The organism is Streptococcus sp. HMSC078H03 (assembly GCF_001808655.1).
Lineage (GTDB): Bacteria > Bacillota > Bacilli > Lactobacillales > Streptococcaceae > Streptococcus > Streptococcus salivarius_G.
The window spans coordinates 167,563-179,898 of record NZ_KV794093.1; the positions used below are offsets into that span (position 1 = coordinate 167,563).

Sequence of the window (12,336 nt, forward strand, 5' to 3'; positions counted from 1 at the left end):
CTTGAGATAGCTTTCTTTATTTAACAATAGATTCTTTGTAGTCACACTCTTCATTACTACAGATAACTTGCTTGCCGCCGCCACGGACTTTCTTCTCAACGAGATAATCACCTGATTTAGGACAGTTACGTCCAACAGGGATATCCCACGATGTAAATTCACAGTCAGGATAGCGATCACAACCATAAAAGACACGATTTCGTTTTGTCTTACGTTCGATGACCTGACCTTTACCACAGGTTGGACAAGTAACGCCAATTTCTTTGGTAATGGCTTTAGTATTGTGACAGTCTGGGAAGTTACTACATGCGTAGAACTTACCGTATCGACCAAGTTTGATAACCATTGGGTGACCACAGAGGTCACAATCAAAACCAGCTGGCTCATCCTTGATTTGGATTTTTTCAATACCTTCTTCAGCTTTTTCCAATTCTTTTTGGAATGGTTTGAAGAATTCATCAATAACCTTCTGCCACTGCTCCTTACCGATTTCAACTTTATCGAGTTTTCCTTCCATCTCGGCAGTGAATTTAACATCCACGATGTCTGGAAAGAATTCGACGATTAAGCTATTAACGATTTCACCAAGTTCTGTTGGTTCAAAACGTTTAGCTACTAATTTGACATAGTAACGACGTTGAATAACATCAAGTGTAGGTGCATAAGTTGACGGACGACCCACACCATTTTCTTCCAGCGTCTTAATCAGAGTCGCTTCAGAATAGCGGGCTGGTGGTTGCGTGAAGTGTTGTTCAGGCGTTGTCACAACCTTCTTAACCGTATCACCTTCTGCCATATCAGGAAGCATTTTATTCTTATCAGAGTCGTTGTAAACGGCCATATAACCATCGAACTTGATTTGGCTACCATTTGCAGTGAAAATGACTCCGTTTTGAGACAAGGTCACCTTCATCGTATCAAATACTGCAGCTGTCATTTGACTCGCTACAAAACGATTCCAGATAAGAGTATAAAGCTTAAGCTGATCCTTATCCAAATACTTAGCAATACTTTCTGGTGTTTGGAAAACATTTGACGGACGAATAGCCTCATGGGCATCTTGTGCTCCCGAACTATTTTTCACCTTGCTGCCATGTTTTGAATACTTAGAACCAAAGCGTTCTGTGATAAATTCAGCAGCCTGATTTTGAGCAACCGGACTGATACGTGTTGAGTCCGTACGCATATAGGTAATCAAACCTTGAGCGCCTGAACCCAGATTAATCCCTTCATACAACTGTTGGGCAACCATCATGGTCTTACGTGTACGGAAGTTAATCTTATTGGCAGCATCCTGTTGGAGAGATGATGTTGTATATGGCAATGGCGCATTACGACGACGTTCTTTTTTCTCTACCTTATCAACGTTAAAATCATCACTTGTGATACGAGAGAGAACGGCTTGAACATCGTCATTATTGTTGAGCTTAAGCTTTTTACCATCCAAACCATAGAAGCTAGCCTGAAACTTCTTAGCACCCTTCTTAAAGGCACCATCAATAGTCCAGTATTCTTCTGGTTTAAAGGCCTTAATTTCATTTTCACGATCAATAATAAGCTTAAGCGCTACCGATTGTACACGACCTGCAGAAAGACCTTTCTTAACCTTCTTCCATAGAAGCGGTGAAATAGAGTAACCCACAATACGGTCCAAGACACGACGAGCTTGCTGGGCATCTACCAAGTCCATGTCAATGGCGCGTGGCTCTACAAAGGCATTTTTTACTGCGTCTTTAGTAATTTCGTTAAAAACAACACGATTCTTATCATCTGGCTCTAATCCAAGAATATGTGACAAATGCCATGAAATGGCTTCCCCTTCACGGTCCGGGTCACTTGCGAGAAAGACTTGCTTGGCTTTTTTAGCTTCTTTCTTCAATTCATTGATAAGAGGTCCCTTACCTCGAATATTAATGTACTGAGGTTCGTAGTTGTTTTCAAAATCAATCGACATACTTGATTTTTTCAAATCACGGATATGCCCAACAGAGGCTACAACTTTATAGTTGCGGCCAAGATACTTCTCAATCGTTTTCGCTTTAGCAGGAGACTCCACGATGACCAAATTTTTCTTTGGTGTCGCTCTCTTTTTAGTCGCCTTTTTAGCAGTCGTTTTCTTTGTTGTTTTAGTTTTCGTTTTTGTTGTCGTTGCTGTCGCCATAGACTATTTCCTTATAATGTTATAAACTGGCTGCGCCACTCATCTGTGTAAAATCTAGTCACAAGACATTAAAAAATGAAACATCTTGGACCGAGCAACTAACATGATACCTTCCTTTTCTTTAACTGTCAATAAAAAACTTTATCTCTATAGGAGAACTTTGATTTTCAAGAAAACTCTGAAAGGATGTCAAACCCTGTCGTAATGCACTTTGCGCCCTCTTGAATCAAATGATGGCATCCGTCTGACTTTCCATCTAAAATATTTCCTGGAATAGCAAAGACATCTCTTCCTTCTTCCATGGCACGTTCACAAGTAATCAGACTTCCCGAGCGAAGCTTAGCTTCTACGACCATAACTCCTTGACACAATCCAGAAATAATCCGATTGCGTTCAGGAAAGTGGTACTTGAGAGGCTGTTCACCCGGTCCATATTCTGTAAGAACTAAATGATTTTTGGCCATATAGTCCTGCAAAGCTTTATTTTCTTTAGGATAATAAACATCAAGTCCGGTCCCGATAACTGCAATGGTGTTCCCCTTATTTTTCAAGGCCTCCATATGCGCACAAGTATCAATCCCACGCGCCAATCCACTCACAATAGTAAAGTGATTCCCAAGTTCACTAACAATTTTTCGAACGGACTGTTTGCCTGTTTCAGAACACTTTCTTGCCCCAACAACAGCTAGCTTTGGTTTACTCAGTAAATCAAGATTCCCCTGATAATAAAGGAGAACAGGAGGATTATAGGTATGCTTCAGCTCAATAGGATATTCTTTATCAAAAATCGATAACGTAGGAAAACGGTCGAATTGTTCTTTGAGTTGCTTAATATCTAAACTCTTATACTTTTCCATAAAAAGAACGGCATTTTTAGACTTGGATACCACTGCCATATCACGTAAACTCAATTTTCTATCTTGAGTCTTTTGATAGTCCAAAATATTTAATATATTCAAATTCGTCAACCCAGCGGCTTTAAGTTTAAAAAGTTCAAAATTATTCATATAGATACCTCCTTTTCATTATTCGTAACAGAAAAGAAAAAAGCTCCATTATGGAACTTTCCTTGATTATAAATCATTTTCAGAGGCAAAATAAGACGCCGCTCCTAGGAGGTTACTATCGTTATGGAATTGACAGGCTTGAATAGTTATGGACTCAAGACCTAATTCAGACTTATCCTTAAATAACTCCTCATAGGCATCGCTTATTCCTTCTATTAAAGTACCTTGCCTGCTGATACCACCACCAATAACAACTTTCTCCAGCCTAAAGAAGCTCTGCAAATTTAGCACAAGAACGGCAATTTCATGACAATAGTCTTTAAATAAAAGATTTAGCTCTTCCGATTGATTTCCCTCTATAGCTGAGAATACGGCTGGACCATCGTCTTGATCTAACCCAAGTAATTGACTGGCTTCATGAACAAAGCCAACTGCAGAACCCTTATTATCGACAAGGCTTACTAAGCCATGCATAAACAATTCCCACTGGAAGGGTAGAGAGGTTTGACTCATGCTTTGGGGACTTGGAGCTCGCAGATATTGGGTGACTGACAGAGGTGATAGCAAGTCCTCCTGTGAGACAAGTCCTAAACCAACACCAGTACCTAAAACCAAGGCTGCCCCACAATCTAAGTCTTGTAGACTTCCATATCTGGCTTCAGCCAAAGCTGCCGCGTCAGCATCATTGATAACCTTTACAGGCAGTTGAAATGTTTTAGTCAATCGTGATCCAAGAGGAATAGCCGTTAAATAAGGGATAAGACCTCCCTTGAAAATGAAGCCACGTTTACTATTTATTTCTCCTGGGCACGCAATGGCAATCCCAGAAATGATATCCTTGTGAGACGAGACAATATGCTCTAAAGTCAACCAAAAGTCGTCTAACGTTGGTGGTGTTGGAACTTTAGATTGATTGCTAATCCTAAAATCATCATCAACTAACCCAAACTTGATAAAGGTTCCTCCAATATCAATAGCTAAAATCACACCACTTCACCTACTTTTTATTATTGACTTTATGGGTTCAAAGCTTCTTCTATGAATTGGAGTAACACCAAATTTATCTATGCCAGACAAATGATCCTTGGTACCATAACCTGCATTTTTGGCAAATGCGTAACCAGGAAACTCCTGGTCATAATCAGCCATCATCTTATCACGGGTTACCTTTGCTACGATAGAAGCTGCCGCAATTGATAAAGAATTAGCATCCCCTTTTATAATTGATGTTTGTCCTATTGGTAGGTCCAAAGTCATGGCATCAATTAACAAATGTTCTGGTTTGGAACTAAGTTTTTCAATAGCATCAGCCATAGCAATCTTGGTTGCTTCATAAATATTGACATCGTCAATCACATGATTGTCCTTTATACCAATCCCGACGGCTACCGCTTCCTTCATGACCTGCGTATAAATAGCTTCATGTTTTGATTTTGGTATTTTTTTACTATCATTAAGACCTTTTATTTTGCAAAGCTTTGGTAAGATAACCGCTGCAGCTACCACTGGCCCAGCCAAAGGGCCACGTCCAACTTCATCAACACCTGCAATGAGTTCAACTCCCTGAGCATAAAGCGATTTTTCATAACTGAGCATCATCTCTAAGCGTTCTTCCTCAGCAATCTCAGCTAGGATAGCTTTACGGCGTTGCTTAATGGCAGTCTGTACACCAGCCCGACTATCTTCCTCAAAACTGGCCCATCGGTGGTCGTCAAGATCTGTCAAAGTGGCCAATTGCTCTTTGACTTCTTTAATTGTCGCCATCAGTATCGACCTCAACAATATCAAGTGTGTAACGACCTAGTTTTCCATCACGAACTTCTTTGACAAATAGATTATAGAAACGGTCATAATCTTCACGGAAGCCAAGTTTTCGAGTCATTTCCATAATGATTTCTGGCGCCTCTTCTTCAAGTTCAATCCCTTTAAAGCGTTCTTCTAAACGTTCAGGATAGTAAGTTTTAAAATAGTTAAGGCCAAAAATCGTAACTTCATCCATTGGCAAAAGCTGGTCCTTGATAGCTCCGGTCAAAGCAAGCTTCAAGCCGACCAATTCATCTTCAAACTTAGGCCACAAAATCCCAGGAGTATCCAGAATTTCCAAGTCCTTATTAGACTTCAACCACTGTTGACCTTTTGTCACACCAGGTTTATTTCCTACAACGGCAATTTTTTTACCAGCCAAACGATTCATCAAGGTAGATTTCCCTGCATTTGGAATCCCAATAATCATGGTTCGCAAGGTCTCTTTCTGAATACCACGTTCACGTAGTCGTTGAATCTTGTCAGCCATAAGACTCTTAGCAGCGTCTGTCACCAATTTAACTGTAGATTGTTCCTTGGAATTGATGGCCAAGGTTTTAATCCCTTGACTCTCAAAATAGCTACGCCACTCTTTTGTACGATTACTATCAGCAAGGTCAGCCTTATTGAGAATTAAAAGTTTTGGTTTATCGCCAACAATTTTAGTTAGCATGGGATTTTGACTTGACAGTGGCAAACGTGCATCCACTAAAATTGTTACAAAATCAACATGCTTAAGATTTTCCTGAACTTGTCGACGAGCTTTGGACATGTGACCAGGAAACCATTGAATAGTAGCCATGTATATCTCTCCTCTTTATTTTCTTAGTAAAATATGATTTAAACTCTTTAAAAAAAGCCAAAGACTTGGCTTTACTTTACTTATATTATATCAGATTTAGTTTAAGATGCCCAATCGATAAAAGTTAACTAAGCCTCAACAGGCATAAAGTTGCCGACAATTTTACCGATGATTCGCGGATCTTCGTCATAGGGTGCAAACTTATCACCATAACGTTTATTAAGAGAAACTAAACGTAGCCCATCTTCCTCGCGATAAACTTTTTTAATATAGGTTTGACCATCCCAGTCTACAGCATAAACAGCTCCATCATAATCAAAACCTGTTTGTTTGATTAGCACTACTTCACCATTTAGGTAGGTAGGTTCCATAGAGTCTCCAAATACCCATGACGCAAAATCATGATCCAATTCTTCATCATAGAAAACTTCATCATAGTTGCCGTCACCAAAGTAAGTGTAACCAGTTCCGGCTGATAAACGCTCGAAAACTTTGTAAGAGTAAAGCGGAACAACAGGTGCTTTTTGCTTTTCTGCTTCTTGCTCTTCTAGGAGAGCCTTAGTGAGTCGCAAAGCTTCTTGGCGATTTTCCTCATTTAATTCCAAGTAGACTTCTACAATCTCATGCTCAGAAAGAAAATAGGTCTCAGCTACACCAAAAAGTTCGGCCAAAACCGAAAGGTTCTTTTGATTAGGTTTCGTCTTACCATTTTCCCAATTAAAATAAGAGGAGCGTGAAATTCCTAGATGCTTAGCTACTGATGCTTGGCTCATTCCTTGTGCTTCTCGAATTTCCTTAAGTCTTTGTCCTGAAAACATGGCTACCTCCGTAAGTTAATAAACTAACATAAGTTTATCAAAAAAAGTAGTTGTTTTCAAGTGAAACTAACTACTTTTACATTTCTCTTTTATCTCATTCTTTAACTAAAAATCCTAGATGGTTAAGTGCCTCTTCAATATAATCTATATCTTGCTCACTATCTGCTTCGACAAGATGATAATGAACACCGTTTGTCAAATCAGATAAGGGGCGAAAGTCATTTGACGAGGCCTGGTCTAAAAAATGACTAACATCTCGACGACAAGTCAATTTCAACAAAGTCTGAATTTCTCCATAAACTGGATGATCTATCATGATATTTTGAATACGGCCTCCATTATCAACAATAGCCAAAAGCTCATCCTCCATATCGGACACTTTATGATTCACCTTAAATAGTCGATGTACATAAGAATTGTCATCGCTACTTTTATAGATATATCCCCTATTAGTTGAAATAATCTGGGCACCATCTGCACGCAAGAGGGCAATATCTTGAACAATGATTTGACGTGTCACACCAAAATGCTCCGCCAAACTCTGTCCATTCATTGACTCTTTAGCTCCCTTTAAGAGTGCCAATAATTCTTGTTTTCGATTTGAAGCCATAGACCAACCATCCCTCTTTCAATTAGCGTATTTTTCGAATACTTTTGAAAATCGTTAATGCTATAACATAGTCTATCATACTATGGACAATAGTGCCAAAACCAACTAAAACAAAGAGAACATAGAATAGTTTTTGGAAATCCTCTCCTGTTACGGAATAAAAAATCACGCAAGCAAGAACTTCACCTATGGCATGGATAAGACCTAAAACAAAGTTGAAAAGTAATGATGATTTATGGTTTTCTATCGTTTGTGGAAATTTTTTCAAATAGAGTGCGCCTAAAAAGCCAAATATAATATGTGAAAAGGCCCTAAAAACAACCACAATCGGATAGCCAGCCATAAAGTATCCCAAACTAGAGGCTAAGATAACAAAAGCAGTTACCCAGGGAGATATAAACATGGCTAGAAATATTGGAACATGACTCCCCAAAGTATACGAAGCCGGTGGGATAATCAGTTTAATTGGCATGATACTTGGGATAAGGATAGCAATTGCAGTTAATAAAGCTGCAAAGGTCATTTCTTGAATTCTCTTTTTAGGTTTCATAATCTACTCCTTTTTACTGTATATACATTAGTATATTACAGTGTATAGTTGTATAAGTCAATATTTTTCAGAAAAAAACACTAGAGCAAAATGCCCTAGCGTTCTATGTTTCTTATTTACGTTTTTTCTTAGCTTTTTTCATCTTATTAGCTTGACGCTTCATCGCATGTTTCATGGCAAATGAACCAACCTTACCTTTAAGGCCACCACCAAGCATTTGGCTAAGATCCATATTTCCAAGATCTGGCATACCAGCGCCACCCATCATGCCTTCAAGAGCAGACATGTCCATATTACCCATATCCGGCATATTTGGCATGTTTTTTGGCAAATTATTTGGGTTAAGACCCATTTGACGCATCATTTGCTCCATATCACCAGACATAACACCTTGCATCATTTGTTTTGCCTGGTTAAAGTCTTTAATAAACTTGTTTACTTCGATGAAGGTATTCCCTGAACCATTGGCAATCCGGCGACGACGACTTGGTGTCAAAAGATCTGGATTTTCACGTTCTTCAGGTGTCATAGATGATACGATAGCACGTTTGCGCGCAATTTGTTTTTCATCTACTTTAACATTAGCCAAGGCTGGATTGTTAGCCATACCTGGCAACATCTTGAGCAAATCCTCCATTGGACCCATATTTTGTACCTGGTCTAATTGGTCAATGAAGTCATTGAAGTCAAAGGTGTTTTCACGCATCTTTTCAGCCAACTCAAGAGATTTTTTCTCATCGTACTCTTGAGAAGCTTTTTCGATAAGGGTAAGAAGGTCACCCATACCCAAAATACGACTTGACATACGGTCTGGGTGGAAAGTCTCGATATCCGTAATTTTCTCACCAGTACCCGTAAATTTGATTGGCTTGCCGGTAATCTCACGAATAGAAAGAGCCGCACCACCACGTGTGTCCCCATCAATTTTTGTAAGAACAACACCAGTGATATCTAGCTGTTCGTTGAACTCCTTGGCAACGTTAGCAGCTTCCTGACCAATCATGCTATCCACAACCAAGAGAATTTCGTTTGGATGAGCAAAATCCTTAATATCATGCAATTCTTGCATGAGAGTCTCGTCAATCTGCAAACGACCAGCCGTATCAATCAAGACATAGTCATTCTTGTTGGCACGCGCTTGTTCCAAACCATTTTTGACAATCTCAACTGCTGGTGTTTCTGTTCCCATATCAAAAACAGGAACATTGATTTGTTGCCCCAAAGTCTTCAACTGATCAATGGCTGCTGGACGATAGATGTCCGCCGCAATCATCATTGGACGGGCCTCTTGTTCCTTAATCAACTTATTAGCCAATTTACCAGCAAAGGTTGTCTTACCAGCCCCTTGGAGACCAACCATCATAATGATGGTTGGAATCTTTGGAGATTTCTCAATTTCAGATGTTTCAGACCCAAGAATCTCTGTCAATTCTTCATTAACAATCTTGATAATTTGTTGTGAAGCATCAAGAGTATCAATGATTTCGTGACCTACAGCACGTTCACGAACACGTTTAATAAATGTCTTAACGACTGGTAGCGCTACGTCTGCTTCAAGAAGTGCCAAACGAATCTCTTTAGTGACTTCTTGAACTTCTTTCTCTGAAAGTTTTCCTTTACGTCTTAAATTTTTGAAAACGCCTTGCAAGCGTTCCGTTAAGCTTTCAAAAGCCATATATCATTTCCTCTCTTACTTTCTGCTTGAATCTAATCTCTATTATCAATGCTGCTGAGCACAGCAATTTGTTCCTGAAGATAGCTATCGTCTGGATATTTTTTCATGATATCATCAAAAATTTGGCTACGAACGATGTAATCTGAATACATATGTAATTTCATCTCGTAAGCTTCTAAAATCTTCTCAGTACGCTTGATGTTATCATATACTGCCTGACGACTCACACCAAATTCCTCGGCAATTTCTGCCAAACTATAATCATCCGCATAATAGAGCTCAATATAGTTCATCTGCTTATCTGTCAACAGTGCAGCATAGAACTCAAAAAGGGCATTCATGCGATTGGTTTTTTCAATTTCCATAAGCTCCATTTTACCATAAAATCATGGTGTTAGCACGATTCTTGTGCAGAAAAAAGCAGTGACTTCTAATTGTTCTCCAAATAAAATTCAAAACGGTCTCCAACATAGTAACTTCGTACATATTCGAAAGCCTGACCGTCTTGGAGGAAGGAAATTTGTGTCAGACTCAAGAGAGCGTCACCAGTCTTAACCTTGAGGTGCTTGGCTAAACTACTATTGGCCAAACTAGCTGATATGGTCTGCTGACTTTTCCCTATTTCATAGCCGTTATCGGTCAGTGTCTTGAAGAAATGTTCCGTAATTTCTGACTCCTTGAAACCTCGGATAATCTTCTCAGGGATACTGGCAATCTCATAGGCAACTGGAAGATCGTCCGCAAAACGAACACGTTCCATACGAATCACATAGGACTGTGGTAAGACACCTAAATTCTTGATTTCAAATTCATTGGGATGCACACGCTTATATGAAATAAGCTCACTAGATGGTTTCTTGCCTTGGGATTTTACAATCTCTGTGAAACTCGTGGTTCCACGCATCTTTTCCTTAACTCGACTGCTAGCCACAAAAGTACCACTGCCTGGTTTACGCTCTAAAATACCCTCGTCTACTAAAAGTGTTATGGCCTGACGCACAGTCATACGACTCACATCAAAAGTCTCGCAAAGATCCCGCTCGCTAGGGAGACGTTGCCCGATTTTCCAAGTGCCGTCATCAACATCTGCCTTAATCTTATCATGTATGCGAATATATGCTGGTAGCATCTAATACCCCCTTCTTTACCCCTATTTTACAAAAAAACTAATAGAATTGTAAAGGTGACGACTAGACTTACAGTTTATCGTATAAATCTAGGTGCTAAGTCCTTAAAATTGTGATACAATGATTGCATAAGAGTCATGTGTGACGTAAAAAGAAAGGGTAATAATGACTGACATTTCTACTTTGAATGATGTGCAGAAAATCATTGTTCTAGACTATGGTAGCCAATACAATCAGCTGATTGCACGTCGTATTCGTGAATTTGGCGTTTTCTCTGAATTGAAAAGCCATAAAATTACCGCTGATGAAGTCCGTGCCATCGATCCTATCGGTATCGTACTTTCAGGTGGTCCTAACTCTGTTTATGCCGAAGATGCATTTGGTATTGACGAAGAAATTTTTGAACTTGGTATTCCAATTCTTGGTATCTGTTACGGAATGCAACTGTTGACCCACAAACTTGGTGGTAAAGTTGTTCCTGCTGGTGAAGCTGGTAACCGTGAGTATGGCCAATCAACACTTCGCCTTCGTGCCCAATCAGAACTCTTTGCAGGAACTCCTAAAGAACAAGTCGTTCTTATGAGCCACGGTGATGCTGTTACAGAAATTCCAGAAGGTTTCCATCTTGTTGGTGACTCAGTAGATTGCCCATTCGCCGCAATGGAAAATACTGAGAAAAACTTCTACGGTATCCAATTCCACCCAGAAGTTCGTCACTCTGTATATGGTAACGATATCTTGAAAAACTTTGCTTTTGGTATCTGTGGTGCCAAAGGTGACTGGTCAATGGCTAACTTCGTAGATATGCAAATTGCACAAATCCGTGAAACAGTTGGTGACCGAAAAGTCCTTCTTGGGCTCTCAGGTGGGGTTGACTCATCTGTTGTTGGTGTCCTTTTGCAAAAAGCTATCGGAGATCAATTGACATGTATCTTTGTTGACCACGGTCTTCTCCGTAAAGGTGAAGGTGACCAAGTTATGGAGATGCTCGGAGGTAAATTTGGCCTTAACATTATCCGTGTTGACGCTTCTAAACGCTTCCTAGATCTCTTGGCTGGTGTTGATGATCCTGAGAAAAAACGTAAAATCATTGGTAACGAGTTTGTTTACGTCTTTGATGACGAAGCAAGCAAACTTAAAGGTGTAGACTTCCTAGCTCAAGGAACACTCTACACTGATATTATTGAATCAGGTACTGAGACAGCCCAAACAATCAAATCTCACCACAACGTTGGTGGTCTTCCAGAAGACATGCAGTTTGAATTGATTGAACCGCTTAATACCCTCTTTAAAGATGAAGTACGTGCCCTTGGTACTGAGATGGGAATGCCTGATGAAGTTGTCTGGCGTCAACCTTTCCCAGGACCAGGACTTGCCATCCGTGTTATGGGTGAAATCACTGAAGAGAAACTTGAAACTGTTCGTGAGTCTGATGCTATCCTTCGTGAAGAAATTGCCAAAGCCGGTCTTGATCGTGATGTATGGCAATACTTCACTGTTAACACAGGCGTTCGCTCTGTCGGTGTTATGGGTGATGGCCGTACTTATGACTACACAATCGCTATCCGTGCTATCACTTCAATTGACGGTATGACAGCCGACTTTGCGAAACTTCCATGGGAAGTTCTTCAAAAGATTTCTGTTCGAATCGTTAACGAAGTTGACCACGTTAACCGTATCGTCTACGATATTACAAGTAAACCACCTGCAACTGTAGAGTGGGAATAAAATATAAACCTAATTTAAAGTGACTTGATTGATTTAACAGCATTTTGAATTGTTT

The 12,336-nt window shown here is 39.8% G+C and carries 12 protein-coding genes; 1 reads left to right on the forward strand and 11 read right to left on the reverse strand.

The annotated features are described in order from the left end of the window. Positions 1 to 16 precede the first annotated feature (16 nt). The 11 genes from topA to HMPREF2607_RS04265 form a co-directional block, all read right to left on the reverse strand. Positions 17 to 2,161: a type I DNA topoisomerase gene (gene topA, locus HMPREF2607_RS04215; RefSeq protein ID WP_014633069.1), complete on the reverse strand. Its 2,145-nt coding sequence runs from the start codon at positions 2,159 to 2,161 to the stop codon at positions 17 to 19. A gap of 167 nt (positions 2,162 to 2,328) precedes the next feature. Continuing rightward, positions 2,329 to 3,168 carry a DNA-processing protein DprA gene (gene dprA, locus HMPREF2607_RS04220; protein ID WP_070476066.1) on the reverse strand — a complete coding sequence of 280 codons (840 nt, stop codon included), beginning with the start codon at positions 3,166 to 3,168 and terminating at the stop codon, positions 2,329 to 2,331. 66 nt (positions 3,169 to 3,234) lie between these two features. After that, positions 3,235 to 4,155 carry an ROK family protein gene (locus HMPREF2607_RS04225; RefSeq protein WP_070476068.1) on the reverse strand — a complete coding sequence of 307 codons (921 nt, stop codon included), beginning with the start codon at positions 4,153 to 4,155 and terminating at the stop codon, positions 3,235 to 3,237. Between the two features lie 6 nt (positions 4,156 to 4,161). Next, positions 4,162 to 4,932 carry a ribonuclease HII gene (locus tag HMPREF2607_RS04230; protein WP_070476069.1) on the reverse strand — a complete coding sequence of 257 codons (771 nt, stop codon included), beginning with the start codon at positions 4,930 to 4,932 and terminating at the stop codon, positions 4,162 to 4,164. Beyond that, entirely contained in the window at positions 4,919 to 5,773 is an 855-nt protein-coding gene (gene ylqF / locus HMPREF2607_RS04235; protein WP_070476072.1) for a ribosome biogenesis GTPase YlqF, read from the reverse strand. Before ylqF ends, HMPREF2607_RS04230 begins: the two co-directional genes overlap by 14 nt. Before the next feature lie 128 nt (positions 5,774 to 5,901). Beyond that, positions 5,902 to 6,591 (reverse strand): XRE family transcriptional regulator, encoded by a 690-nt coding sequence (locus HMPREF2607_RS04240; RefSeq protein WP_013990509.1) that lies wholly within the window; start codon positions 6,589 to 6,591, stop codon positions 5,902 to 5,904. 94 nt (positions 6,592 to 6,685) lie between these two features. After that, the gene (locus HMPREF2607_RS04245; protein WP_013990508.1) at positions 6,686 to 7,201 is read right to left on the reverse strand and encodes a transcription repressor NadR; all 516 of its coding nucleotides are present in this window, start codon (positions 7,199 to 7,201) and stop codon (positions 6,686 to 6,688) included. 22 nt (positions 7,202 to 7,223) lie between these two features. Beyond that, positions 7,224 to 7,751, reverse strand: coding sequence for an ECF transporter S component (locus HMPREF2607_RS04250; RefSeq protein WP_002883896.1), 528 nt, complete (start codon positions 7,749 to 7,751; stop codon positions 7,224 to 7,226). A 112-nt stretch (positions 7,752 to 7,863) separates the two neighbouring features. Beyond that, positions 7,864 to 9,426: a signal recognition particle protein gene (ffh, locus tag HMPREF2607_RS04255; protein ID WP_002883924.1), complete on the reverse strand. Its 1,563-nt coding sequence runs from the start codon at positions 9,424 to 9,426 to the stop codon at positions 7,864 to 7,866. 32 nt (positions 9,427 to 9,458) lie between these two features. Continuing rightward, the gene (locus HMPREF2607_RS04260) at positions 9,459 to 9,791 is read right to left on the reverse strand and encodes a putative DNA-binding protein (protein WP_070476075.1); all 333 of its coding nucleotides are present in this window, start codon (positions 9,789 to 9,791) and stop codon (positions 9,459 to 9,461) included. A gap of 65 nt (positions 9,792 to 9,856) precedes the next feature. Further along, a complete protein-coding gene (locus HMPREF2607_RS04265) occupies positions 9,857 to 10,555 on the reverse strand; it encodes a GntR family transcriptional regulator (RefSeq protein WP_021144070.1) in 699 nt (232 codons plus the stop codon). A 163-nt stretch (positions 10,556 to 10,718) separates the two neighbouring features. On the opposite strand from HMPREF2607_RS04265, the gene guaA reads away from it, so the two are divergent. After that, entirely contained in the window at positions 10,719 to 12,281 is a 1,563-nt protein-coding gene (guaA, locus tag HMPREF2607_RS04270) for a glutamine-hydrolyzing GMP synthase (RefSeq protein WP_070476078.1), read from the forward strand. The last annotated feature ends 55 nt before the right edge of the window (positions 12,282 to 12,336 follow it).